The following is a 26,014-nucleotide window of genomic DNA, read 5'->3' on the forward strand; positions in this document are numbered from 1 at the left end:
GCTTGCTCGACGAACGCAGTCAGCTACGTGCTTTCGCGGGCATGAGGGCTGACGGCGCAGGGAAGGTGTGGGTAGTTTAGGCCCAACGCCTATCCGGCGTCCGGTGTCCGAAGCATCCCTGGCACACGATCCACCGCCGATAACACCGCATCCGGCGTAATCGACGTCGTGCATTCGAAGGCGCGTTCCGTGCCCTTGTGGCGCGGGCAGAAGTGGAAATCGTCGTGGTTGTAGCGGATGGCGGGATCGTGCCAGCAGCCGGTGCAGACGTCGGGGTTGATCACGCGGTACGGGGTCGCGAACTCGTTGTGCGGCAGGGTGAAGCCGGAGATCAGGACCGTCGGTGTGTTCATCGTCCACGCCAGCCACGACAGGCCGCTCGACAGGCCCACGAACGCGCTCGCGTGCATCAGCCAGCGCGCCCGTTCGGTCAGCGGCAGATCGCCCGTCGCATCGATGGCCCCCTCGGGGATCGACTGCCAGAAATCGTTCTTGCCGTAGCGCGGCTTCTGATCGACGCACACCACCTGAAAGCCACGCTCGCGCAAGCCTGCAACGACGGCATCCCATCCCCCGGGGTGGTTCCAGTATTTGCACTGGGCCGTACTTTGCACGGCGATACACACATAGGGCTCGGCCATCGGACGTGACACATCCGGCAACGCCGTCTTCGCCCGTGCCTCCGTGTCGTCGACGCCGAGAATGTGCGCGGCCGTGCGGTGCAGTCCCGTCTCACGAAAGTCGCGTGGTTGCTGGGTGAACTCCTTATCGTCGAAGAACAAGCCGATGTTGTACGTCGCGTAGTACTTGCGTCGCTCCACCTTCTCCTGTGCAACGAATTCGACGTCCGGATGTGCATCGCGGAACAGCGCGGCCACTGCTGGCGTAACCACGCACGCCAGACGGCAGCCATGCACGTCCTTGAAGCGCAGGGCGTACGGTATCCATCCCAGCACATCGCCCAGGGCCGCCAGCGGAATCTGGATCAGCACGTCCTGATCGCGCAGGTCGAAGCGATGCTCGAAGACCATCACGTCGTTCAGCCAGATCGTGATGCCATACGGCACGTAGTACTTCGCGGGGCTGCGCACCACGCCCGACGACAGCGAGACTTCCGTGAGCGTGCTGTCATCGCGCAAATCGCTGATGCGCACTCGCCACGGCAGCGGCTGACCGAAGTCAGGGATGACCACGCGCGCGCCGTCGTTGAAATCGAAGCGCAGCCCCGCAGGGCCGACCTGCGTAGGTAGCAACGCCGGAGCCAGAAAGATCTGGTGCGGAGATGCGACGAACGGCGTGGTGGGCGGCGTGGTGGGCGGCGTGATGGGTGGCGTGATGGGTGGCGTGATGGGGGGGGTGACAAGCGGCGTCCCCGCCGATGCAGGGGCGGCCGATGTTGCGGTGTTCTGAGGGGAGAGGGAAACGGCGTCGTTCATGGACCACACGATACGACGGACACAAATCGGGCAATCGTGCGGGAAACGAGCTGAAAAGGCCTCATTTCCCGAAATTCGCCGGTTTTGACGGCAAAGGGACTTTCAACGCCTTTCCGGTGCCGGCTCAGGAAGTCCCGGCCATCAACTGATACTGGGCGCGCAGCGCCTGCGTAAAGAGACGGTGCGTCTCGCGCGGGTTCTCGCGGCGGGTGAACATGGCCACGGGCGGCAGCGTCCACGTGAGCGACCACGGCACGATGGCCACGCCTGCAATACGTACCAACTCCTCGGCGATATCGGCGGGTAGTAACGACACGGCGCGCTCGCTGCTGGCCAGCAATTCGCCCGTCAGCCGGGACGAAAAGCTCTCCACCACCGGCACCGGCGGCACCACTCCGGCATGCAGGAACAGGTCGGAGAGCTGGTCGCGCATCGGCGTATTCGGTGCGCCCATCACCCAGTCGAGTTCCGCCAGTTGGGCCCACACCGGGGCGCTGCGCCCCAGCCGGGCCGCCAGACGGCGGCTCGCCACCACGCGCGGAGCCTGATGGTGCAGGACTTCGAACTGCACCTGCGTGACGTCGACGTTCGCCGCCGCGCGAGCGATTACCACGTCCAGCGTGTGATCGCGCAATTGCGCCATGAGCGATTCGCTCGTGCCTTCATGCAGCGTGACGGTCAGGCGTTGGGGAATCTGGGCCAGCGTCTGCTGGATGGCGGCGGAGAGGGTCTTGCCGGAGATGTACGGAATCACGCCGACCTGAAGGCGGGCTGCATGCCCGGCCATGACAGCTTCGATATCGCGGGTCAGATGGTCGAGATCGTGGACCATCGCCTGCGCGCGGGCCAGCACGACGTCGCCAAGCGGCGTCGGCGTCATGCCGCGCGGGGTGCGGTCGAAGAGCGGGCCGCCCAGCATGCTTTCCAGCTCTGCCAGCGCGCTGGTCACGGCGGGCTGGCTCGTCGCCATGTGCTCGGCCACGCGCGTGAGCGAACCGTGCTGCTGAATCTGCAACAACAGCACGAGATGACGCATCTTGAGCCGGGTCGTCAGCCGCCGGACCACTTCCCCCGTATCGAAAGGCACCGCCACCATCTGTCCTGAATCCTCTGAAACCCCCGATGTTCGGGGTTTATATCGAAAATATGATGCCCCCATAGTAATTCAGAATCGCCCCCCGCTGGCGGCTCCCTAGAATGGTCTCACCGCTGCGCGACAGGCCCTGGAACGGTTCGCCGCGCAAAACAGAGCGAGACACAAGTTCAGAGAACCTACGAGGACGACATTGCCATGAGCAACAGCAACGATCACCAGGCCGCCCTGGAGTATCACCAGTTTCCGACCCCGGGCAAGATCTCCGTGACGGCCAGCAAGCCGCTCGTCACCCAGCGCGATCTGGCGCTCGCCTATACCCCGGGCGTCGCTATCCCGTGTCAGGAAATCGCGGCTGACCCGTCGGCTTCGTTCAAGTACACCGGCCGTGGCAACCTTGTCGGCGTGATCACCAACGGCTCCGCCGTGCTCGGTCTGGGCAACATCGGCGCGCTTGCCTCCAAGCCGGTCATGGAAGGCAAGGCCGTCCTCTTCAAGAAATTCGCTGGCATTGATGTGTTCGACATCGAAGTGACCGAGAGCGACCCGGACAAGCTGGTCGACATCATCGCCAGCCTCGAAGCCACGTTCGGCGGCATCAACCTCGAAGACATCAAGGCACCGGAGTGCTTCACGGTCGAGCGCAAGCTGCGCGAGCGCATGAAGATCCCGGTCTTCCACGACGATCAGCACGGCACCGCCATCACCGTGAGCGCCGCGTTCATCAACGGCCTGAAGGTCGTGGGCAAGGACATCCGCGAAGTGAAGGTCGTGACCTCGGGCGCGGGTGCGGCGGCCCTGGCCTGTCTGGACCTCATGATCGACCTCGGCCTGCCCCTCGAGAACATCTGGGCGACGGATATCGACGGCGTGGTGTTCGAAGGCCGCACGGTCGGTATGGACCCGGACAAGGCGCGCTTCGCCCAGAAGACCGATAAGCGCACGCTGGCCGAAGTGATCGACGGCGCCGACGTGTTCCTCGGTCTGTCCGCCGGTGGCGTGCTCAAGCCTGAAATGCTCAAGAACATGGCCGCCCGTCCGCTGATTCTGGCGCTGGCCAACCCGACCCCGGAAATCTTCCCGGAAGATGCCCGCGCCGCCCGTGAAGACGTGGTGCTCGCGACCGGCCGTTCGGACTTCCCGAACCAGGTCAACAACGTGCTGTGCTTCCCGTACATCTTCCGCGGTGCGCTCGACGTGGGTGCCACCACCATCACGCGCAACATGGAAATCGCCGCCGTGCATGCGATTGCCGGACTTGCGCAGGAAGAACTGAACGATTCCGTCGCCAATGCCTACGGCGCTTACGACCTGTCGTTCGGGCCGGAATACCTGATTCCGAAGCCTTTCGACTCGCGTCTGATCGTGCGCATCGCGCCGGCAGTGGCGCGCGCGGCGATGGAAGACGGCGTGGCCACGCGTCCGATCACCGACTTCGACGCCTACGCCGACCAGTTGCAGCAGTTCGTGTACCACTCGGGCGCGTTCATGAAGCCGATCTTCTCGGCCGCAAAGCAACTCGTGCGTGATGGCGGCAAGTCGCGCATCGTGTTCGCTGAAGGGGAAGAAGAGCGCGTGCTGCGCGCCGTGCAGGTGATCGTCGACGAGAAGCTGGCGCGCCCGATTCTGGTCGGTCGTCCGGAAGTGCTGCTCGCCCGCATCGAGAAGTTCGGTCTGCGTCTGCGTCTGGGCGAAGACGTCGAAGTCACCAACCCGTACTACGACGAGCGCTTCCATCAGTACTGGACCAGCTACTGGGAACTGCGTTGCCGCGACGGCATTACCAAGGAAATGGCGCGTGTCGAGATGCGTCGTCGTCTCACGCTGATCGGCGCGATGATGGTGCGTCTGGGCGACGCCGACGGCATGATCTGCGGCACGGTGGGTGCCTATCACGACCACCTGCGCTTCGTCGATGAAGTCATCGGCAAGCAGCCGGGCGCGAACACCTACGCCGCGATGAACATCCTGCTGCTCGACAAGCGCACGGTGGCACTGGTCGACACGCACGTGAACGATGATCCGACGGCCGAACAAATCACCGAGTTCACGCTGGCGGCCGCCAAGCAGATGACGCGTCTGAACCTCAACCCGAAGGTCGCGCTGCTCTCGCGCTCGAACTTCGGCTCGGGCAGTGCGGCGTCGGGCACAAAGATGCGTCGTGTGCTGGAGATGGTGACGGCGCAAGCGCCGGATCTGGAGATCGACGGTGAAATGCACGGCGATTGCGCGCTCGACGAAGGTCTGCGTAGCCGCATCCTGCCGCAGTCGAAATTGAAAGGCGCCGCCAACCTGCTGGTGTGCCCGAACGTGGACTCCGGCAACATCGCCTACAACCTGCTGAAGACGGGCGCGGGCAGCAATGTCGCCGTCGGCCCGTTCCTGCTGGGCGTGGGCGCACCGGTCAACGTGCTGACGTCCAGCTCGACCGTGCGACGCATCATCAACATGACGGCGCTGACCGTCATCCAGGCCAATCGCGACTGAAGTCCACCTGGCGTCGATGTTCCGGAAGCGCTTCCGGGGTGCGACGCCGGTCGCGATGCGCCAGACGGCTTAACCGTCGGGTGAGTCTTGCAAGCCCCGGCGGGGTTGGCAACCGTATCGATACGATGCGCTGCCAGCCTCGCCGGGGCTTTGTCTTCGCGTCTGCCGGATCGCTTGCTTGTGGTTGCAGAGGTTTGCCGAGCAGCGTCGTGCAAAGCCATTCGAGCGCTGTGCACATCACGAAGTAGATCAGCGCGACGAACGCGAACACTTCTGCCGGGTAGACCATCAGCCGACTGTTCACCTGTGTGGCGACGAACGACAACTCCGCCACGCCGACGATGTACGCGAGCGAGGTGTCCTTCACCAGCGAAATCCACTGATTGACGAACGACGGCGTCATGATGCGCAGCGCCTGCGGCAGCACGACGTGGCGCAACGTCTGCACGCGTGTGAGGCCGAGCGACATGCCCGCCTGCCATTGCGCCGTGCCCACGCCGCGAATCCCCGCGTAGACCGTGTGCGAGAGATACGCGCCGCCGATCAGTGCGAGCGCGCACGCCACGGTGGCGAGCCCCGGCACGTCGACGCCGAACAGGATCGGCAGCAGAAAGTACGTCCAGAAAATCAGCATCAGCACCGGAATGGCGCGAAAGAAGCCAATCACGAAAGTCAGCACCCAGCGTGCCGGGCCGCCGAGCATCGCGAGGGCGATGCCACCCGCCAGACCCAGTACACCGGACACCACTGCGCTCACCGTGGCGAGCACCAGCGTGAGCGCGGCACCGGAGAGCGGGCCGTCGGGAAAGTCGCCCCAGAGCAGGTAGGGCAGGTTGTCGAAGACGGCGGAGAAATTCATGAGGACGTTGGGGGAGGTCGCTGGCGTCGGGCGCGGTGGGATCGGCGAAATCAGCAAAAATCAGCGTGAAGGGGCAGTGGCGTGCCGATGCGTCGTGACCATGCTGACGGCTTCGATCAGCGCAATCGCGCCGACGTAAAGCAGCGTGGCGATGCCGAACGCCTGAAACGTCTTGAACGTTTCCGTCTCGACCTGACGCGAGGCATATGAGAGTTCCGCGAGGCCGATCGCCATCGTCAGCGACGAGTTCTTCACCACGTTCATGTATTGCCCGAACAATGGCGGCATCGCGATGCGCACCGCCTGCGGCAGCACGACATGACGGAAGATCGCAAAGCGGCTCAGGCCGAGTGCAGCGGCCGCGTGCGTTTGTCCGGCAGGTACCCCTCGCAAGCCCGCGCGAATCTCTTCGCCGATGAACGCCGTCGTGTAAAGCGTGAGGCCGATGAAACCGGCGAACGTCTCCAGCGTGGGCCAGCGAATATCGAACAGCACGACATGCCAGACATGCGCCTGCGAGAGCCATTGCACGGCACTCGCAGGCAGCAGCGCTGCGACGCCGAAGTACCAGAAGAAGAGCTGGACGAGCAGCGGCGTGTTGCGCATCAGCGCAACGTATGCGGTCGCGGGGCGGGCGAACAGCGCGCTGTGTGAGTTACGCGCCACGGCCAGCCCGAAGCCAAGCAGCGTCGCCGTAGCGCTGGCCGCGACAGCCAGTGCGACAGTGACGCCGAAGCCCGTAAACAGCCAGTCGAGATACTTCGGAGCGAGCCAGTCGGTCACGCCTTGTCGCCGATCTTGAACAGACGCGGCAACGGCTGGGCCGACTTCGGGCCGAACCAGCGGTCGTAGATGTTGGCGGCGGTGCCGTCCTTTTCCAGATCGCGCAGCGTGTCGTTCACGAACGCGGTTAGCCGCGCCTCGCCCTTCGGTACGCCCACGCCCATGTAGTCGTTCGAAATCGTGAAGGCAGGGATCTCGTAGTTCTGCTTGTCCGGCACATTGGCGAGCAGCCCGACGAGCTTCGGCCCATCCTGGGTGATAGCTTGCACGGTGCCCGTACGCAGCGCGGCGAAAGCGAACGGTGTGTCGTCGAACGCGACGATGGTCGCTTTCGGGAATTTCTCACGAAGCGTGATTTCGTTCGTCGTGCCCTTGTCTGCACCGATGCGCAACGCGCTCAACTGATCCGGCGAAGACAACGTGCCTTTCTTCGCGAGGAACTGCTGGCCCGAGGAGAAATAGGGAATGCTGAAGTCGACCTGCTTGGCACGCTCGTCAGTGATCGTGAAGTTGGCCAGTACGAGATCGACCTTCTTTGACGTGAGGAACGGAATCCGGTTGGCCGGGTTCGTCGGTTGCAGTTCGAGCTTCACGCCGAGCTTGTCGGCCAGCGCCTTCGCGTAATCGACGTCGAGACCGACGATCTTGTGCGACTTCGCGTCGACGTAGCCGAACGGCGGATTGCTGTCGAACGTCGCGACGCGCAGCACGCCGGCCTTCTTGATATCGTCGAGCTTGTCGGCGTGTGCAGCGAGCGGCGCGAGGGCTGTGACGCTCAGCAGCGCCGCAGCAATAGAGGAAATGGCAAGACGTGTGCGTGGCTGGCGAATATTGTTTTGCATGGCCTGTTGGGCTCCGATTTTCGTAGATCGTTGCGGATAGCAGCGAGCGGGTGTCTACGATAACGGCGTGCGTGCTCGCGCCCAACCAACCGATTTTCCTTAGCAAAACGCCGGCGCTGATAAGCGCCGGCGTTTCGATGCTACGTCTTGAATCAGTAACGATTACCCGTGATAGCGGTCATGATCGTGGTCGTGATCGCCGTGGTCGCCGTGGTCGCCGTGACCGCGATTGTCATGACGGTCCGGGCCGCCGTGATCCCATCCGCCACGGTTCAGTTCCCAACCATGCGGGCCCTGATGCCAGGCCGGTGCACGGTAGGCGTAACCCGGGCGTGCCGGTTCCCAGTGACCGGCGCGCCAGTCATGACGATGGCCGTCCCAGTCCCAGAAGCCCGGAGCCCAGACGTAACCCGCACGCGGCGGCGGGACCGGTTCATAACGCGGCGGCGGTGGTGCGCCGATGCTGATGGACACGCCCACCTGAGCGTGAGCCGGTGCTACGGCAAAGCCGCCGAGCGTGGCAGTAACGAGCGCGATGGTCAGAGTCAGTTTTTTCATTTTCGCCCCCTTGCAAGCGAAGTTTTGGTACACCTTCATCGTACGAGGGGACGTATCGGTTACGAAGCTAATAGTCGTAAGAAAATGTTGAAATTGTTTCGATTCATCCCGCAAAAAGCCGCGTCAACATTGGCTTCGGTGACATTGACCATCGGTCGGCTTTGCGCACATTCCGCCTTACAGAGAGGGCGCACGTTGATGCCGGTACTCCTGCGTGCGACCGCCATAGCCATACGCGGCAGCACGCGCGTCGATCACATGGATGTACGAGCATTCGTGCACGTTGCCGAGCAGGCCGGACAGCGATTCGAAGATCTGCGAAATGAACCGCGCCTTCTCGGCTTTCGTATTCGTTTCGTCGGTCACGCTGATATCCAGATGGAACGCGTTCTTGCCTTGCTCCGAGAGCGGCGCGCCGCCGATGAACCAGCGTTCGTGCGGAATGTAATCGACGGTCACGGCAATGACTTCCGGCGCCTTGTGCAAGGTGTCGACAGTCAGTTGCGAGACGATGCGAACGGCATTGCGCGAGAGCGTGTCGTCGGGCGTGCCGGAGAGTTGCAGGACGATGTGCGGCATGGTGAACCTCCTTAAGAGTGAGAGTCGGTGCAGTGAGAACGACTTCAGTCTAGGGAGATGTTTGACATCGGAAAAGCGGGAGTATACGATTTCATCCATCGGTTTCCTCAATGGATGAGATCATGGCCCCCGGATTCGATTTCGACCAGTTGCGTACCTTTGTAGCCGTTGCCGAGGCTGGCAGTCTGTCGGCTGCGGCACCGCGCGTGTTTCTTTCGCAATCCTCTGTCAGTGAACAGATGCGCAAGCTCGAAGAGCGTATCGGCGTGACATTGTTCACGCGCGGTAAGCAGGGCGTGGCCACGACGCCGGCTGGCGAGCGGCTGCTCGGGCACGCGAGACATCTGCTCGCACAGTCGGAGAGCGCATGGCACGACGTGCGCGGTTTTTCGCTCTCGGGAGAGTTGCGGCTGGCGATCACCGACTACTTCCGTCCCGGCGATGTAGCGCGCATGCTCCGGCATCTCGGTGTGGCGTATCCGTCGTTGCGCATCCACGTGACGATTCTGAAAAGCGGCGTGATCGAGAGCGGTTACGACACGGGTGACTTCGACATCGGCTTGTCGATGCGCATTCTTGGCAAGTCGCTGGGGCGCGATGCCGTCGCAGGCACCCGGCCGCTCGGCCGCGAGTCGCTCGATTGGGTGGCGTCGTCGGATTTCGTGCTGGATTCGGATGCGCCGCTACCGCTGCTGGTGCTGCCCGACACGTGCGCGCTGCATCGCTTCACGACGCAATGGCTCGACGAGCAGCAGGTGCCATACACGATCGCGCATGTGGCGTCGGGCGTGGCGGGGTTGCAGTTGGCGTTGAGTGCGGGGTTGGGCGTGGCGTGTCTGAATACGTCAGCGGCGGGGCCCTCGCTCGCGCGCGTTGACAAGCTGATGCCGGGGCGGCGCTTGCCGCCGCTGCCGGAAGCCGAGTTTCATCTGCTACCGGCGCGGCGTGGTGAGCCCGAGTGGGTAACGCAGGCCCGCGACGCGCTGGCCGAACATCTGACAACGACTACGTCGCTGACGGCACCGGCGGCGCTTACAACGCGTTGAGCGGAATCTTCAGATAGCGCGTGCCGTTCGCCTCCGGCGCGGGCATGTCGCCTGCACGAATGTTCACCTGCACGGCGGGCAGGATCAGCGTCGGCATGTCGAGCGTGCGGTCGCGCGCTTCGCGCATGGCGACGAAGGCGTCCTCGTCGATGCCGTCATGCACATGGATGTTCGCGCGGCGCTGCTCGCCTACGGTCGTCTGCCAATGCGCCGTGCGCCCGGCGGGCGGATAGTCGTGACACATGTACAGACGCGTCGATTCGGGGAGGGTCAGCAGGCGACGGATCGAGCGGAACAACGTGTGTGCGTTGCCGCCGGGGAAGTCGCATCGCGCGGTGCCCACGTCGGGCATGAAGAGGGTGTCGCCCACGAAGACGGCATCGCCCACCCGATACGCCATGTCCGCCGGTGTGTGGCCCGGTACGAACATCGCCTCGGCCTGCAATGTGCCGATGGCGAAGGTCTCCCCATCTTCGAAAAGGTGGTCGAATTGCGAGCCGTCGGGTGGCACGTCCGCGCCCAGATGGAAGAGCTTCTTAAAGACGTTTTGTACGTCGCGGATGTGCGCGCCGATGGCAATGCGCCCGCCCACGTGTTCTTTGAGCCAGCGGGCCGATGACAGATGGTCGGCGTGCGCGTGCGTCTCGAGAATCCAGTCGACGCTCAGCTTCTGCGCAGCGACGAAGTCGAGCACGCGCTCGGCCGATCCGGTGTGCGTGCGTCCGGCCTTCGGGTCGTAATCGAGTACTGGGTCGATGATCGCCGCGCGACCGCCGGGCGCATCGAACACGACGTAAGTCACCGTGGCAGTGGCCGTGTCGAAAAAGGCTTCGATGTGTGCTGGCGAGGCTGACATGACCGGCTCCTGCAAAAATTTATCGATTCATATATTATAAATCAGTAAAGTGTACGCATTGCGCGTGACATCTTGCGAAAGCGCGCGGCATCTCGTCGCGGTCCGATTTCCTGATTTGCATCGATCCTGCCATGCCACGAGTCACTGCGCTATCCCCCGTTGCGCCTGTCGACCCTCCTGCGGCTGTCGTCCGGGCAGCTTCGCTTGACCTCGCGCGCTTGCGGACCGCTGCGCACGACGCGACGGCGCTGTTGCGTGCCCTCGCCAACGAGGACCGTCTGCTTATCCTGTGTCAGCTCACACGGGGCGAGTTATCGGTGGGCGAACTTGAAGCGCAGCTCGATATTCGGCAGCCAACGCTCTCTCAGCAACTCGCCGTCTTGCGCAGCGAAGCGCTGGTGACGACCCGGCGCGACGGCAAGCGTATCTACTACGCCGTGACCGACGGCGCGGTGCTCGCCGTGCTGGCTTGTCTCCACGATCAGTTCTGTCCGAAATCCTGATTCCACGACGGAGCCTCTGCTCATGACACTCGACACCCTTCATTTCACGCCGTGGGCATCGCTTGCTGGTGGCGTGCTGATCGGCATCGCGGCCGTCTGGCTGATGTTGTCTGCCGGACGGATTGCAGGCATCTCAGGCATCACGGGCGGGTTATTGCGGCCTCGTGCGGGCGACGTGGCCTGGCGTGTCGCATTCATCGTCGGCCTGATGGCTGCGCCGTGGGTGTACCGCGCTGTGGCGATCGTGCCCGACGTGCAGGTGGAGGCGAGTACTGCGATGCTCGTCGCTGCGGGCCTGCTGGTCGGCTTCGGCACCCGACTCGGCTCGGGTTGCACCAGCGGACACGGTGTGTGCGGGCTGTCGCGTCTTTCTTGGCGCTCGCTCGTCGCAACGCTGTGCTTCATGGCGACGGGATTCCTGACGGTGTACGTCGTGCGCCATGTGCTTCACGTCGGAGGCGCCGCATGAAGAAGATTCTCTTCGCGCTCATCGGCGGTCTGGTGTTCGGATTGGGACTGATCCTCGCGGGCATGGCGAATCCCGCGAAGGTGCTCGGATTTCTGGACATCGCAGGCCAATGGGACCCGTCGCTCGCCTTCGTCATGGGCGGTGCGGTCGCGGTGGGACTCGTGGGGTTTCGGCTTGCACACTCGCAGGCGCTGGCGTGGACCGGCGAGCCTCGCGTCTGGCCTGCCTTGACTGGGCTCGACAAGCGGCTGGTGGGTGGTGCGTTGCTGTTCGGCGTCGGCTGGGGGATCGCCGGGATTTGCCCCGGTCCCGCGCTCGTGCTGCTTGGCGCGGGATCGGGTAAGGCGCTGGTGTTCGTCGTCGCGATGATCGTCGGCATGGCGGTCCATGCCGTCGTCACTTCTGGCCATTCGGCCAGGTCTGCAAGCGGGAAGGGGGCGAAGTAGCGTCCCCCGCGTTCAGTGCTTGCGTGCGAGCTCCATACCGGCGTCCGCGGGCAACTGACGCGTGACGGGAATGGACAGCCACGAGAAGAACCCGATCACCAGGAAGGCGGGGAGGAAGTCGCTGGCTACCAACTCCGTGTGGCCGGCCAGTCGGCTGCTCGCCTGAAGCACCATTCCCGAAATCGTCACCCCAAGCCCCAGCGACAATTGCTGCACGACGCTGGCGAGACTGGTGGCGCGACTCGCATCCTCGCTCGCGATGTCGGCGTAGACGATGGAGTTCAGGCAGGTGAATTGCAGCGAAGGGAAGAAGCCGCCGAACGCCACGACGCCAAGCATGACGATGACCGGCGTGTTGTGTGTGAAGAGGCCGTATGAGGCGAGCGCCAGCCCTGCCAGCCCGGCGTTCACGATAAGAACCTGACGGAAGCCGAATCGCGCCAGCACCCGCTGGGCAATCGCCTTCATGAAAATCGCGCCGAACGCTGAGGCGCAGGTGATCATGCCGGACTCGAACGGGTCCATGTGCAGACCTTCCTGTAACGCCAGCGGTAACAGGAACGGCACCGCACCCAGGCCGATGCGAAAGAGCGAACCGCCGACGACGCTCGCATGGAACGTAGGGATACGCATCAGACGGAAGTCCAGCAACGGCGCTTCGACGCGATTGGCGTGTCGCCAGTAGGCGTAGGCGAATACGCCGCCCAGCACACACATAGTGATCACGACTGTGTCGCTGACCTGATGCTCGCCGATCATTGCCAAGCCCAGCATCAGCAGGCCGCTGCCGAGCGCCGAGAGGACAAAGCCTATCGCGTCCAGCGGACCTGCATCGCCACCGCGCTCGTTATCGATGTACTTCCCCGCGAGATAGATGCCGAGCAGACTCACGGGAATATTGACGAAGAAGATCCAACGCCAGTGCAGATAGGCGGTGATGGCGCCCCCGAGCGGCGGGCCGATGACCGGGCCAAGCAGGGCTGGCATGGTCAGATACCCGATGGCTTTCACCAGATCGTGCTTGGGCACTGCACGAAAGATCACAAGCCGGCCGACCGGCACCATCATCGCGCCGCCCACGCCTTGCAGAAATCGGGCAAAGACGAACGTCGGCAGCGAAAACGACACCGCGCAGAGAATCGAACCTGCCATGAAGATGCCGATGGCGGTGCGGAACACATTGCGCGCGCCGAAGCGGTCGGAGACCCATCCGCAGATCGGAATGAAGATGCCCAGCCCGACCACGTAAGCGGTGAGCGCCATCTTCAGTGAAATCGGATCCTGATGGAGGTCGCGTGCCATGGCTGGCAGCGAAGTAGTGATCACCGTGGCGTCGATGTTCTCCATGAACAAAGCGCAGGCGATGATGAGCGGGATGATGACGGCGCGCGACACGATGGGGGGACGGCTGGCGCAAAGAGTCGCATTCTCCCACGATTTAAGCGTCTGCTTCAATCTCGCAAGCGACGTTCATCCCTTGTTTGCCGCCAATCGGCGGCGTCCAGCCGGTAAAGCACGTGACGGCGCAGCCGGTGACCGGGCGGAATCAGCGGGTGCAGAAAGTCTTCGTCGGGACAGTGGCGCATGCCGATGCGTTGCATCACGGCGCGTGAGCGAACGTTGGCAGGCACGGTGAAGGAGACGAGATCGTCCATGCCCAGCGTCTCGAAGGCGTAGCGGGCTGCGGCGTTGGCTGCTTCCGTCGCATATCCCTCCGACCACCAGGCGCGGGCGAGCCGCCAGCCGATTTCGACGGCCGGGATGAAGGGCGCGTCGAACCCGACACACATCAATCCGACGAATCCCGCGAACGGCGTGACGCCAGGGATCTCCAGCGCCCACGGGCCATAGCCGTGGGTGTCCAGATGCTGCGCCAGCCGGAGCGCGACTGCGTCGCTCTGTGCTCGATCGAGCGTCGTCGGAAAGTGGCACATGACTTCTCGATCGGCGTTGAGCGCGGCGAACAGAGGCAGGTCGCTGGTGCGCCACTGGCGCAGGATCGTGCGGCCGGTCGTGATCGTGGGTGCCTCGGTGTCGAAAGGCGAGCGCGAATCCGAGGCCGTCGTCGATGTCGTCGTGCGTTCCTTCATGCGTCCCAGTCCGGTAGGAGATCGACGCCAATTCAATTCGGGAATTGGCAATTTCGGTTAATCAGCAAAGGCTTAATTCGACTGTCGGGGGTTATAGCATTTCATCCGGGCGGCCCGACAGTGCTGGCTTTGGCAGGCATCGGGCTGCGGGTGAATTAGCTTATCTTACGAAAACTTCCCGGATTCGTGAAATCAGATTCCCGTATGAGTTTGACGTATACGTCAACAAAAAATGACAGTTTGCCGAGCATCGCAATTTATCCCTATGCCGACTTGTGGACGCTCTTCGCCCGTAATGCGGACGATTCGTCGGCGCATTTCGCTAAATCCTCAACGCAACTTATCCGTAAATTGCGGCAGTCGGTTGAGAATTTTCCGAATGATTGCAGTGCTTCGGATAACAGAATGATCGGATTGCGCTTAAATATTTGTGATCGTATATTTTGATGCGTCGATTTATGTGAAAGCGTGATGCACCGGGCAACTTGGCAGGATAGGTGGGGAAAGCTTTCTCACCCTTGCAGTATGAAGCGTGAACCAATAGTGCCGTGTGGAGTCCTCATCACCAGCCTGTGGATTCATCTCATATTGCGAGGAAATTGACGGTGACCCCAACTTGTTTTCGGAGGGGTTATGGGGCGAAGGACTGTGACGGTAATCCCGGATATATGCCCCGATTCTGTGCATTTTCTGAAGTGTCCCTCGGACAATTCAATGCAATTTCGGCGTCCACAGACTCATTTGATGGAAATGCGGTTTTCAAATTATTAAAACTCGTGCTATTTTAAGTGGCGATCCATTTTTAACAAGGTAAGGACACGCCAGATGGCAAGCTATAAGGAACTCGTCGCGCAACGCGACAAAATCGAAAAGCAGATCGAAGAGGCCCGCGCCCGTGAAGTGGCTCAGGTCATTGCCGCAGTCAAACAGAAGATCGAGGAATACGAGCTCACCGCGAAGGATCTCGGTCTCGCTACGACGGACGGCCGCCGCCGCCCGGCCCGTGCGCCCATCGCTCCGAAGTATCGCAACCCCGAGACCGGCGAAGTGTGGTCGGGCCGTGGTCGCGCGCCGAAGTGGATTGGCAAGAGCCGCGAGAAATTCCTGATCGCGAAGTAATTCGCCGGCGTAAGCCGGACTGGCATTGCCGGTCACATGCCAGGGAGGCTGGGGAGTCAATATGGATGTGCCTTACTCGCACAGTCTTTGCCATCTCCGTCGTGTCCCTGTGAGCAGTAAAGCGCAGCCCAGTAGTCGCATTGCCCCCCATCCCGGATCGCCTGGCTGTGGCTTGATGTGATGCAGTGCCGTAAAAGTCAAAACCCGCCGTTCGTTAATCGACGGCGGGTTTTTTCATTGACTGGGAATTGGCGCGGGCGTTGGGGTGTTCAAAGCGCTTTGCCCCCGTCCCTTGTTCTCTTATCCCTCGGCACCGGGATCGTCAGGCGGGAACATCAACGTGACTTGCAGGCCCCCGGAGGCGCGGTTGGCGAAGGAGACGCGTCCGCCGAGCTGCTGAGTGAGCTTATCGACGATAGCGAGACCGAGACCGCAATGGGCATTGCCGCCGCGCGCCGGGTCAAGTCGCACGAACGGGCGCACGATGCGATTGATGTCTTCGTTGGGAATGCCCGGGCCGCTGTCCTCAATCACGAGACGCCAGCCACCTGCGTCTTGCGACGTGCGGATCGTCAGCGGTGCGCGGCCGTACGTCACGGCGTTATCGAGCAGATTGTTCACGATGCGCTCCAGATACGTCTGGCGCAGCTTGAAGCCCGGCCCGGCCTGCAAGTCCAGGTCGATGATGTATCCCTGATCGAGGAACGGCGCGATCAGCGACGGGATACGAGCTTCGACCGGCGAGGCGGCGCTATCGAGCTCGACGCCACGCGCGAACAGCAGGAACTGGTCGACGATGCGCGTCATCGATTCGGCGTCGCGGGTGATGCCTTCGCTCATTTGTACGTCGTCGAGCATCTCGGCACGCAGACGCAGTCGTGCGAGCGGCGTTTTCAGGTCGTGTGCAATGCCGGCGAGCATCGTATTGCGCTCACGGTCGGTTTGCACGATGTCCTGACTCATGCGATTGAAACGCTCCGTCAATTGCCGCAGCTCCAGCGGGCCGCGCTCTTTGACCTGCGTTCGAACACGATGGGTCGCCAGTTGTTCGGCGGCGGCCGCCATGTCCCGCACCGGGCGCTGCAATTGCCACGCAGCGAACAACGCGAAGATGACAGTAATCCCTAGGACGGCGGCCAGACCCGGCAGAATCGTCGCCGTCCCCGGTGGATTTCGTACGGACAATACGGGGGTCGCAATCCAGTAGTCACGGCCCGGCAGACGCGCCCAGATCCGTGGCGGCGGCGTGCGCTCCACGCGTAATTGCGTACCAGCGGGCAGACGGCGGGCGAGTTCGGTCGTCAGGCGCGCGCTCTTGCTGGCCGGTTCGAAAACATCCCCATGAGCGAACGAGACGGGAACGACCTGAACGAGATCGGGCAGCGTGAGCGTCGAATTGCCTTCGTGGACCTCGGACGCCGCCTTGATGATGAACGCCATCTGTTCGGCGGCGTTCTGCACGCGCATCTCGTCGTGATCGCTGCGAAGGATCGTGAGATACGAGAAATGACTAATGACCAGCGCCGCGATGATGAGCACCGCGAGCCGGCCGAACAGCGTGTCAAAACGGCCTTTCATGCGGTGGCCATGTCGGCGCGTTGGCCGTCGGGAACAAAGATATAGCCGCGCCCGCGCACAGTCTGAATAAAGCGCGGGCTTTGCGCGTCCTCGTCGAGCAGACGGCGCAGGCGCCAGATCTGCACGTCGATGCCGCGATCGTTCACGTCGCTGTCGGCCCCATAAAGCAATTCGATAATGCGTTCGCGCGACAAGACCTGCATCGCGTGGTTCACCAGCAGCCGCAGCAGGCCGTATTCGCCATCCGAGAGCGTGAGCAATTGCGAGTCGCGGGTCAGCGTGCGACTGCGGAAGTCGAGCATGAACGGGCCGAACGCGTAATTCTCGCGCTGCTCCGGCACGGCGGCGTCGGGCGTCTTGCGACGGCGCAGCACTGCGTTAATGCGGGCGAGCAGTTCGCGCGGGCTGAAGGGCTTGCCAAGATAGTCGTCGGCCCCGATTTCCAGTCCGACGATACGGTCGATTTCGTCGCTGCGTGCGGTGAGCAGAATCACCGGCACGTCGTCGTTGCGCGCGCGCAGGTCGCGCAGCGCGGTCAGACCGTCCACCTTGGGCATCATCAGGTCGAGCACGATCAGGGCGGGACGCTCGCGCTCAAGGCGTGCGGCCAGCCCTTCGCCGTCGTGCATGACTGCGACGGAGAAGCCGTGGCGGCTCAAATACTCGCGCAGCAGGTCACGCAGATCGGGATCGTCGTCGACAACAAGAATCTTCATATTCGCTCGGACAGGTTGTGTCGTCATGATAGTGGCCTCGCTGCGCGGCTTTGCACGTGTTTTGTTTCCGGAAATTACAGTCTTGGTCGCCTGTAACGATGCGTAATAATAGTGCGAGCCGCGATAACACAGGAAACGCACACGAATTTCACCAGCGTCGAGTAAGCTTCGGTCTCTTAATCAGACTGCCTGATTGGCCCTGACGGAATCGGTTTTGCCAGTGTTTCGTCGCGCGTCATCCATAACAGGCGGTCGGTCTGGCAGTAAATCGCACACCCAAGCGCACGTCCCACCTCACGAGACGCTGCGCCAAGGCACTGCACAGCGATGCACGGCAAGGCGATGCAAGGCATCGATGGACAAGATCGGCGGGCAGGTGCGAACCATCGTTCGTCCGCCCGGTCATTTAGCAGCGTCGGACAATTCCGATCGACGGCACAGAGGAAACTCTTGTAACAAGCTATCCCATCGAGCTGTTACAACCGTCTGCTATGCTGGTCAGCCAATGAGGTGCATGCCGCTGTTTCGGGGCTTCCCGGGCAGTTTGCCGCGCCGCAGCAAACCAAAGAAAAGAACGTCGTCCCCATTGGACGAATCCGCCAACTACTCCGCTGTTACGAGGAAGTCATGACCGAGCACGGTCCCCACGGTTCCGAAAAACCGAACGGTTCTGAGCGCTCCCCTGCCCCGCAGGTGCCGCCAACGCCCCCGGTTTCGCCGACATCCACCGAGCCGTCGCGCAAGCGCCGCTGGCTAGTGCCGGGCTTCCTCGGACTGATCGTCGTGCTTATCGCCGGGGGTGTCTACTACCGTCTGCACTCGCAGAACGCGCAGGGACCGGCACAGGCCGGTGGACGCCGGGCCGGTCCGCCAGCAGGCATGGCAGGCGCAGGTGCACCGGCTACACCGGTCACGGCAGTCGTGGCGAAGACCGGCGATCTGCCGGTGTTCCTCAACGGGCTGGGCACGGTCACGCCGACGCGCAGCGTCACTGTGCACTCGCGCGTCGACGGCCAGCTCATGAAGGTGCATTTCAAGGAAGGCGATCTTGTCAAGGCGGGGCAACTGCTCGCCGAGATCGATCCGCGTCCGTTCCAGGTGCAGGTTACCCAGATGGAAGGCCAGTTGGCGCGCGATCAGGCGCTGCTCAAGAATGCGCAGCTCGATCTCGCGCGATACGAAACGCTGCTCAAGCAGGATTCGATTGCCACGCAGACGGTCGACACGCAGCGCGCGCTCGTCAAGCAGTACGAAGGGACCGTCAAGTCCGATCAGGGACAACTCGATAGCGCCCGCCTGCAACTGACCTATGCGAGCGTCACGGCTCCGGTCTCCGGCCTCGCAGGCCTGCGTCAGGTCGATCCGGGCAACATCATCCACGCTTCGGATACCAACGGGATCGTCATCATCAACGAAGTCACGCCGATCACCGTCGTCTACACCATTCCCGAAGACAACTTGCCGAAGGTCGTTAAGCGCTCGCGCGGCGGCGAGACGTTGCCCGTCGAGGCGTTCGACCGGGCAGGCAAGACCAAGCTGGCCGACGGCAAGCTCGCCTCCATTGACAACCAGATCGATACGACGACGGGCACGGTCAAGCTCAAGGCCGAGTTCGCCAACGCCGACGGCATGCTGTTCCCGAATCAGTTCGTCAACGTGAAGATGCTGGTGGACACGCTCAAGGGCGTGACGCTTATCCCGAGCGCTGCGGTTCAGCGCGGCACGCAGGGCAGCTTCGTCTACACCGTCCAGCCGGATCAGACGGTCAAGCTCAAGACGGTGAAGCTCGGACCGACCGACGGCACGAACATGGCGGTGGAGTCCGGGATCGATCCGGGCGAGAAGCTCGTGATCGACGGCATGGACAAGCTGCGCGATGGCGCGAAGGTCGAAGTGATCACTGCAGAGAGCCGAGCCGCAGCGGTTGCGCCGCGCGCCCCGGGCGAGAAGCGTAACGGCAACGGCGGTGCGCATCGCCGTCAGGCGCAGTGAGCTAGATTAACGTCGCTAATGAATCCGTCACGTCAGTTTATTCTCCGACCGGTCGCCACATCGTTGCTGATGCTGGCGATTCTGCTCGCCGGTTTCGTCGCTTACCGGCTGTTGCCGCTCTCGGCACTGCCCGAAGTCGACTATCCGACCATTCAGGTCGTCACGCTATATCCGGGCGCGAGCCCTGATGTGATGACCTCATCGGTGACCGCGCCATTGGAGCGTCAGTTTGGGCAGATGCCGGGACTGAACCAGATGTCGTCGACCAGCTCGGGCGGTGCGTCGGTGATTACGCTTCAGTTCTCGCTTGACCTTGGCCTCGACGTGGCCGAGCAGGAGGTGCAGGCCGCGATCAACAGCGCCAGCAACCTGCTGCCGAGCGATCTGCCGATGCCGCCGATTTACAACAAGGTCAATCCGGCGGACACCCCGATTCTGACGTTGGCGATCATGTCGAAGACCATGCCGCTGCCGAAGCTGCAGGATCTGGTCGACACGCGCGTGGCGCAGAAGATTTCACAGTTGCCGGGCATCGGTCTCGTAAGTATTTCCGGCGGGCAGCGTCCGGCCGTGCGGATTCAGGTCAACCCGCGCGCCATCACGTCCTATGGGCTGAACATCGAAGACGTTCGTACTTCGATTGCGGCCGCCAACGTCAATCAGGCGAAGGGGAGTTTCGACGGTCCGCTGCGCGCTTCGACCATCGACGCGAACGACCAACTGGCGTCGGCAGACGAATACCGCAATCTCGTCATCGCCTATAAGAATGGCGGGCCGATTCGTCTGTCCGACATTGCCGATGTGATCGACGGCGCGGAGAACACGAAGCTCGCCGCGTGGGCCGACACCACCCCGGCCATCGTGCTGAACGTGCAGCGCCAGCCGGGTGCGAACGTGATCGAGACCGTCAATAAGGTCAAGGCGTTGCTCCCGCAATTGCAGGCGGCACTGCCGGGCAGCATCGACGTGCAGCTGCTCACCGATCGCACCACGACGATCCGTGCGTCGGTTTCGGACGTTCAGTTCGAACTGATTCTTGCCGTCGCTCTGGTAGTGATGGTGATTTTCGTTTTCCTGCGCAACGTATCGGCCACCATTATTCCGAGTGTCGCCGTGCCGCTCTCGCTGATCGGGACTTTCGGCGTGATGTATCTCGCTGGCTTCTCGATCAATAACCTGACGCTCATGGCGCTGACCATTGCGACCGGTTTCGTGGTCGATGACGCCATCGTGATGATCGAGAACATCGCCCGGTATATGGAGCAGGGTGAGAAGCCGTTGCAGGCGGCGCTCAAGGGCGCCGAGCAGATCGGCTTCACCATCATTTCGCTCACGTTCTCGCTGATCGCCGTGCTGATTCCGCTGTTGTTCATGGGCGACGTGGTGGGGCGTCTGTTCCGCGAGTTCGCGGTTACGTTGGCGGTGTCGATTCTGATTTCGGCCGTGGTGTCGCTGACGCTGACGCCGATGATGTGCGCCAAGTTGCTGCGTCACGTGCCTGATGAGAAGCAGGGCAAGTTCTATCGCAAGACCGGCGAGTTGTTCGATCGCATTATTGCGAAGTACGGCGAATGGCTCACGTGGGTACTCGACCGTCAAGCGGCCACGCTGCTCGTCGCGCTCGGCACGCTGGTGTTGACGGTGCTGCTCTATATGTGGGTGCCGAAGGGCTTCTTCCCGGTGCAGGACACCGGCGTGATCCAGGGCATTTCCGAAGCGCCGCAGTCCATCTCGTTTGCGGCGATGGGCGAGCGTCAGCAGGCACTGGTCGCCGAGGTGCTCAAGGACCCCGCAGTCGAATCTGTGTCGTCCTTCATCGGTGTTGATGGCGTGAACGCAACGCTCAACAGCGGGCGCCTGCTCATCAACCTGAAAGACAAGGCAACACGCGGGATCGACGCCTCCGAGGTGATTCGCCGCATTCAGCCCGAAGTCGCGAAGGTCCCCGGCATCGCGCTCTATATGCAGCCGGTGCAGGATCTGACGATTGAAGACCGTATCAGCCGCACGCAGTATCAGTTCACGTTGCAGGATCCGAGTCTGGATACGCTGGGCGTCTGGGTGCCGAAGCTCGTCGACAAGCTGCAACACGTGCCGCAGCTGGCCGATGTGACAAGCGACTTGCAGGTCAACGGCTTGCAGGCGTATGTGGAGATCGACCGCGATACGGCGAGCCGTCTGGGCGTGACGCCTGCGGCCGTCGATCAGACGCTATACAGCGCTTTCGGTCAGCGTCTGATTTCCACGATCTATACGCAGGCGTCGCAGTATCGTGTGGTGCTGGAAGTGGCTAACGACTTCCAGCGCGGGCCGGATGCGCTCAAGGGCATTTACGTCGCGTCGACGACTGGCGTGCAGGTGCCGCTCACGTCGTTCGCGAAGATTATCGAGAAGCCCACACCGCTGGCGATCAACCATCAGGCGCAGTTCCCGGCGGCGACGATCTCGTTCAATCTGGCCAAGGGGGCATCGCTCGGTGAAGCGGTGAAGGCGATTACCGAAGCGGAACAATCCATCGGCTTGCCGGTGAGCACCCAGACGACTTTCCAGGGCGCTGCGCAGGCGTTCCAGGCGTCGCTGTCGAATACGCTGTGGCTGATTCTCGCGGCGGTCGTCACGATGTATATCGTGCTGGGCGTGCTCTATGAGAGCTACATCCATCCGATTACCATTTTGTCGACGCTGCCGTCGGCGGGCGTGGGCGCGTTGCTTGCGCTCATGGTCTCGGGCAACGACATCAGCATCATCGCGATCATCGGCATCATTCTGCTGATCGGTATCGTGAAGAAGAACGCCATCATGATGATCGACTTCGCGCTCGAAGCGGAGCGCGAACACGGCATGGCACCGCGCGAGGCAATTTATCAGGCGTGCCTGCTGCGTTTCCGGCCAATTCTGATGACGACGATGGCCGCCGTGCTGGGCGCGCTGCCGCTGATGCTCGGCTCCGGTGTCGGCTCCGAGTTGCGTCAACCGCTCGGTATCACGATGGTCGGCGGTCTCATGGTCAGTCAGGTACTCACGCTCTTCACCACGCCGGTGATCTACCTGTGGTTCGACCGCTGGGCGATGCGGGCGCGCGCGTGGCGCGCGCGCCGTTTCGGACCGTCGGATAGCGCGGGCCACGACGATCATGGCGGCCCGGGTGGTTCCGGTCCCGCTGGTGCGGTGACCACGGACGGTCCGGCACGATGAACCTGTCGGCCGTCTTCATCAAGCGCTCGGTCGCGACCGTTCTGCTCACCATCGGGGTGACGCTGGCGGGCATCGTTGCCTTCGGGCTGTTGCCTGTCTCGCCATTGCCACAGGTGGACTTTCCGACGATCTCGGTGTCGGCGTCGCTGCCTGGCGCGAGCCCGGAAACGATGGCGGCCAGCGTGGCCACGCCGCTGGAGCGTTCGCTCGGGCGCATCGCCGGTGTGACGGAAATGACGTCGAACAGCTCGCTCGGCTCAACCCGCATCACACTGCAATTCGATCTTTCGCGCGATATCAACGGTGCGGCGCGCGATGTGCAGGCGGCGATCAACGCGGCGCGCAGCTTGCTGCCGACGGGATTGCCGAGCAATCCAACCTACCGCAAGGTGAACCCGGCGAGTGCGCCGGTGATGATCATTGCGCTGACGTCCGAGAGCATGACGCGCGGCCAGATGTACGACGCGGCATCGACCATCCTCGCGCAGAAGATCTCGCAACTCGAAGGGGTGGGCGATGTGACGGTGGGGGGCAGCTCGCTGCCGGCCGTGCGCGTCGAGCTCAATCCCACGGCGCTCAACAAGTATCAGATTCCGCTTGAGACGGTGCGTACGGCGATTCAGGCCGTGAATGCGAACCGTCCGAAGGGCGCGCTTGAAGACGGCGATCGCCGCTGGCAGATCCTTGCCAACGATCAGGCGAAGACGGCCAAGGAATACCTGCCGGTTATCGTCGCCTATCAGGACGGGCGGCCGGTGCGGCTCTCCGATATCGCCGATGTAGTCGACTCGGTGCAGGACGTGCGCAATGCCGGTTCCGCCAACGGCAAGCCTTCGGTGCTGCTCATCATTACGACGCAGCCGGGCGCGAACATCATCCAGACGGTCGACGGCATCAACAAAATCCTGCCGAACCTGCGCGCTTCGATTCCGGCGGCGATCAATCTCGACGTGGTGATGGACCGGACGCCGACGATTCGGGCGTCGCTCAAGGAAGTCGAGCGCACGCTGCTGATCTCGATTGCGCTCGTGATCATGGTCGTGTTCCTGTTCCTGCGGAACTGGCGCGCCACACTGATTCCGAGCGTGGCCGTGCCGGTCTCGCTGATCGGCACGTTCGGGATCATGTATCTGTGCGGTTTCAGTCTCGATAACCTGTCGCTCATGGCGCTCACGATTGCGACCGGTTTTGTCGTTGACGACGCCATCGTGGTGCTGGAGAACATCTCCCGGCACATCGAAGAGGGCTTAAGTCCGTTTGCGGCGGCGCTCAAGGGAACGCGCGAAGTCGGCTTTACCGTGCTCTCGATGAGCATTTCACTGGTGGCGGTGTTCATTCCGTTGCTGCTCATGGGCGGCATCGTCGGTCGCCTGTTCCGCGAGTTTGCGGTCACGCTGTCGGCGGCGATCATGGTCTCGCTCGTTGTGTCGCTGACGACTACGCCGATGATGTGTGCACGGCTGCTCAAGGGGCGGGCCGCGCCGGGTGTGCCCGCCGGCACCGCGCCGCTAGCGCCTGAACCGCCCAAACCACCGTCCATCTGGATGCGCATGGGCAATTGGACCGAGCGCATGTTCGAGGCAATGCTGCGCGAGTACGAGCGCTCGCTCGCGTGGGCGCTGCGCCATGGTCCGCTCATGCTGCTGATTCTGCTGGCGACGATCTGTCTGAACGTCTGGCTCTACATGGTGGTGCCGAAAGGCTTCTTCCCGCAGCAGGACACCGGACGCATGATCGGCTTCATTCAGGCCGACCAGGCGATCTCGTTTCAGGCCATGGAGAAGAAGCTTGCGGACTTCATCAAGATTGTGCAGGCCGATCCCGATGTCGCAACGGTCACGGGCTTCACCGGCGGTTCGAATCGCAACGGCGGTTCGATGTTCGTCACGCTCAAGCCGTTGGGCGAGCGAAAGATTACGGCCGATCAGGTGATTGCGCGTCTGCGGGGCAAGCTGGCCAAGGAACCGGGTGCGATGCTGTACCTGCAATCCGTGCAGGACATTCGCGTGGGCGGGCGTTCGAGCAATGCGCAGTATCAGTACACCTTGCAGGCGGACGACCTCCAGCAGTTGCGAGAGTGGGAGCCGAAGGTGCGCAACGCGATTTCGCGTCTGCCGAATCTCACCGACGTGAACACCGATCAGCAGGACAAGGGCCTGCAGACTACGCTCGACGTCGATCGCGACCAGGCGTCGCGGCTCGGTCTGACGATGAGCCAGATCGACAACGTGCTCAACGACGCGTTCGGTCAGCGCCAGGTTTCGACCATCTACAACCCGCTCAATCAGTACAAGGTCGTGATGGAAGTGGCCCCGCAATGGTGGCAGAGTCCGGAGTCGCTCAAGGACATCTACGTGGTGACGTCGGCGGGAGCTCAGGTGCCGCTTTCGGCTTTCGCACGTTATCGTCCGACGAATACGGCATTGGGCGTCTCGCATCAGGGCCAGTTTGCCGCGAGTACGATTTCGTTCAACCTGCCGGCGGGCGTCTCGCTTTCGCAGGCGCAGGCGTCGATCAACGATGCGGTGGGGCGTCTTGGTATGCCGACGTCGGTGCAGGGCAGCTTCCAGGGCACGGCGCAGGCGTTCCAGTCGGCATTGTCCTCGCAGCCCATCCTGATTCTGACGGCGCTGTTGACGGTGTATATCGTGCTGGGCGTGCTCTATGAGAGTTACATCCACCCGCTCACGATTCTGTCGACGTTGCCGTCGGCGGGTGTTGGCGCGTTGCTGGCATTGCTGCTGTTCAATACCGAGTTCAGCATCATCGCGCTCATCGGTGTGATTCTGCTGATCGGTATCGTGAAGAAGAACGCGATCATGATGATCGACTTCGCGCTCGATGCAGAGCGACGCCAGAATCTGCCTCCGCGCGAGGCGATCTTCAAGGCGTGCGTGCTGCGCTTCCGCCCGATCATGATGACGACAATGGCTGCCATGCTTGGTGCAATCCCGCTGGCGCTGGGCACGGGCGACGGCGCGGAACTGCGCCAACCGCTCGGCATTTCCATCGTGGGCGGGTTGTTGGTGAGTCAAGTCCTCACGCTCTATACGACGCCGGTCGTGTATCTGTATCTCGATCGTGTGCGGCTACGCTGGATGCGTTGGCGTGCGCGTGGTAAGACCGGCCACAACGATGTGGGGGAGGTTGGCCATGGCTGATGCAATGCGCAATGCGCTCTCGTCGAAGGCTGCCGTGGCTCCACTGACTCCCGGCGCTTCCTCACCGTTTGAAGCTTCTGCAGTCTCAGTTAATTCAGTGACCTCTGTTGCGGCCGAAGGGCCGATGTCCGCCATGCCTCGTACCGTGAATCGTCAAATGTCCAATGTTCGCTCCCACGCCGCTGCCGTGAGGATTGCGAATGTGC

At 62.5% G+C, this 26,014-nt stretch carries 20 protein-coding genes and 1 pseudogene; 9 read left to right on the forward strand and 12 right to left on the reverse strand.

Annotation, left to right across the window (positions count from 1 at the left end; genetic code table 11):
• Positions 1-89 precede the first annotated feature (89 nt).
• Both PAN31117_RS22560 and PAN31117_RS22565 read right to left on the reverse strand, forming a co-directional pair.
• Entirely contained in the window at positions 90-1,436 is a 1,347-nt protein-coding gene (locus PAN31117_RS22560; RefSeq protein ID WP_150740182.1) for an autotransporter strand-loop-strand O-heptosyltransferase, read from the reverse strand.
• A 124-nt stretch (positions 1,437-1,560) separates the two neighbouring features.
• Complete coding sequence (locus tag PAN31117_RS22565; RefSeq protein ID WP_150740277.1) at positions 1,561-2,523, reverse strand: LysR family transcriptional regulator; 963 nt, start codon at positions 2,521-2,523, stop codon at positions 1,561-1,563.
• Between the two features lie 204 nt (positions 2,524-2,727).
• On the opposite strand from PAN31117_RS22565, the gene PAN31117_RS22570 reads away from it, so the two are divergent.
• A complete protein-coding gene (locus PAN31117_RS22570; protein ID WP_150664326.1) occupies positions 2,728-5,016 on the forward strand; it encodes an NADP-dependent malic enzyme in 2,289 nt (762 codons plus the stop codon).
• A gap of 216 nt (positions 5,017-5,232) precedes the next feature.
• Here the strand turns inward: PAN31117_RS22570 and PAN31117_RS22575 are convergent.
• The 5 genes and pseudogenes from PAN31117_RS22575 to PAN31117_RS22595 all read right to left on the reverse strand — a co-directional run.
• Positions 5,233-5,875, reverse strand: a pseudogene (locus PAN31117_RS22575) (amino acid ABC transporter permease); the annotation flags it as partial.
• A 60-nt stretch (positions 5,876-5,935) separates the two neighbouring features.
• Positions 5,936-6,658 carry an amino acid ABC transporter permease gene (locus PAN31117_RS22580; protein WP_150740184.1) on the reverse strand — a complete coding sequence of 241 codons (723 nt, stop codon included), beginning with the start codon at positions 6,656-6,658 and terminating at the stop codon, positions 5,936-5,938.
• A complete protein-coding gene (locus PAN31117_RS27365; RefSeq protein ID WP_150740185.1) occupies positions 6,655-7,500 on the reverse strand; it encodes an ABC transporter substrate-binding protein in 846 nt (281 codons plus the stop codon). Before PAN31117_RS27365 ends, PAN31117_RS22580 begins: the two co-directional genes overlap by 4 nt.
• A gap of 162 nt (positions 7,501-7,662) precedes the next feature.
• Positions 7,663-8,058, reverse strand: coding sequence for a YXWGXW repeat-containing protein (locus PAN31117_RS22590; RefSeq protein WP_150740186.1), 396 nt, complete (start codon positions 8,056-8,058; stop codon positions 7,663-7,665).
• Between the two features lie 177 nt (positions 8,059-8,235).
• Positions 8,236-8,637: a tautomerase family protein gene (locus PAN31117_RS22595; protein WP_150740187.1), complete on the reverse strand. Its 402-nt coding sequence runs from the start codon at positions 8,635-8,637 to the stop codon at positions 8,236-8,238.
• A gap of 122 nt (positions 8,638-8,759) precedes the next feature.
• Between PAN31117_RS22595 and PAN31117_RS22600 the strand changes: the two genes are divergently transcribed.
• Positions 8,760-9,683: a LysR family transcriptional regulator gene (locus tag PAN31117_RS22600; RefSeq protein WP_246189222.1), complete on the forward strand. Its 924-nt coding sequence runs from the start codon at positions 8,760-8,762 to the stop codon at positions 9,681-9,683.
• On the opposite strand, the gene PAN31117_RS22605 is transcribed toward PAN31117_RS22600, so the two are convergent.
• Positions 9,670-10,539, reverse strand: coding sequence for an MBL fold metallo-hydrolase (locus PAN31117_RS22605; protein WP_150740189.1), 870 nt, complete (start codon positions 10,537-10,539; stop codon positions 9,670-9,672). The two genes, PAN31117_RS22600 and PAN31117_RS22605, sit on opposite strands and share 14 nt — an antisense overlap.
• 131 nt (positions 10,540-10,670) lie before the next feature.
• Between PAN31117_RS22605 and PAN31117_RS22610 the strand changes: the two genes are divergently transcribed.
• From PAN31117_RS22610 to PAN31117_RS22620, 3 genes are read left to right on the forward strand one after another with little or no spacing between them, the layout of a single operon-like run.
• Positions 10,671-11,042 carry an ArsR/SmtB family transcription factor gene (locus PAN31117_RS22610; RefSeq protein ID WP_150740190.1) on the forward strand — a complete coding sequence of 124 codons (372 nt, stop codon included), beginning with the start codon at positions 10,671-10,673 and terminating at the stop codon, positions 11,040-11,042.
• Between the two features lie 22 nt (positions 11,043-11,064).
• Positions 11,065-11,511, forward strand: coding sequence for a YeeE/YedE family protein (locus PAN31117_RS22615; protein ID WP_150740191.1), 447 nt, complete (start codon positions 11,065-11,067; stop codon positions 11,509-11,511).
• On the forward strand, positions 11,508-11,957 hold the full coding sequence (locus tag PAN31117_RS22620; protein WP_150740192.1) for a DUF6691 family protein: 450 nt from the start codon (positions 11,508-11,510) through the stop codon (positions 11,955-11,957). The genes PAN31117_RS22615 and PAN31117_RS22620 overlap by 4 nt, the downstream gene beginning before the upstream one ends.
• 12 nt (positions 11,958-11,969) lie before the next feature.
• Here PAN31117_RS22620 and PAN31117_RS22625 read toward each other — a convergent pair whose 3' ends face one another.
• Complete coding sequence (locus PAN31117_RS22625) at positions 11,970-13,352, reverse strand: MFS transporter (RefSeq protein ID WP_150740193.1); 1,383 nt, start codon at positions 13,350-13,352, stop codon at positions 11,970-11,972.
• Between the two features lie 56 nt (positions 13,353-13,408).
• Positions 13,409-14,047 carry a GNAT family N-acetyltransferase gene (locus PAN31117_RS22630; protein WP_150740194.1) on the reverse strand — a complete coding sequence of 213 codons (639 nt, stop codon included), beginning with the start codon at positions 14,045-14,047 and terminating at the stop codon, positions 13,409-13,411.
• 825 nt (positions 14,048-14,872) lie between these two features.
• On the opposite strand from PAN31117_RS22630, the gene PAN31117_RS22635 reads away from it, so the two are divergent.
• Positions 14,873-15,166 (forward strand): H-NS histone family protein, encoded by a 294-nt coding sequence (locus PAN31117_RS22635; protein WP_039400758.1) that lies wholly within the window; start codon positions 14,873-14,875, stop codon positions 15,164-15,166.
• 300 nt (positions 15,167-15,466) lie between these two features.
• Here the strand turns inward: PAN31117_RS22635 and PAN31117_RS22640 are convergent, their stop codons facing one another.
• Together PAN31117_RS22640 and PAN31117_RS22645 are read right to left on the reverse strand one after the other, a co-directional pair.
• Positions 15,467-16,744 (reverse strand): ATP-binding protein, encoded by a 1,278-nt coding sequence (locus PAN31117_RS22640; protein ID WP_150740195.1) that lies wholly within the window; start codon positions 16,742-16,744, stop codon positions 15,467-15,469.
• Positions 16,741-17,460: a response regulator gene (locus tag PAN31117_RS22645; RefSeq protein WP_039400753.1), complete on the reverse strand. Its 720-nt coding sequence runs from the start codon at positions 17,458-17,460 to the stop codon at positions 16,741-16,743. The genes PAN31117_RS22640 and PAN31117_RS22645 overlap by 4 nt, the downstream gene beginning before the upstream one ends.
• 627 nt (positions 17,461-18,087) lie before the next feature.
• Between PAN31117_RS22645 and PAN31117_RS22650 the strand changes: the two genes are divergently transcribed.
• Genes PAN31117_RS22650 through PAN31117_RS22660 form a run of 3 tightly spaced genes read left to right on the forward strand, consistent with a single transcriptional unit; the run spans position 18,088 to position 25,808 of the window.
• Positions 18,088-19,452 carry an MdtA/MuxA family multidrug efflux RND transporter periplasmic adaptor subunit gene (locus PAN31117_RS22650; RefSeq protein ID WP_246189223.1) on the forward strand — a complete coding sequence of 455 codons (1,365 nt, stop codon included), beginning with the start codon at positions 18,088-18,090 and terminating at the stop codon, positions 19,450-19,452.
• A gap of 18 nt (positions 19,453-19,470) precedes the next feature.
• The gene (locus PAN31117_RS22655) at positions 19,471-22,647 is read left to right on the forward strand and encodes an MdtB/MuxB family multidrug efflux RND transporter permease subunit (RefSeq protein ID WP_150740196.1); all 3,177 of its coding nucleotides are present in this window, start codon (positions 19,471-19,473) and stop codon (positions 22,645-22,647) included.
• Complete coding sequence (locus PAN31117_RS22660) at positions 22,644-25,808, forward strand: multidrug efflux RND transporter permease subunit (RefSeq protein ID WP_150740197.1); 3,165 nt, start codon at positions 22,644-22,646, stop codon at positions 25,806-25,808. Before PAN31117_RS22655 ends, PAN31117_RS22660 begins: the two co-directional genes overlap by 4 nt.
• Positions 25,809-26,014 lie beyond the last annotated feature (206 nt).

This window comes from Pandoraea anapnoica (genome assembly GCF_902459765.1).
Taxonomy (GTDB): Bacteria; Pseudomonadota; Gammaproteobacteria; order Burkholderiales; family Burkholderiaceae; genus Pandoraea; species Pandoraea anapnoica.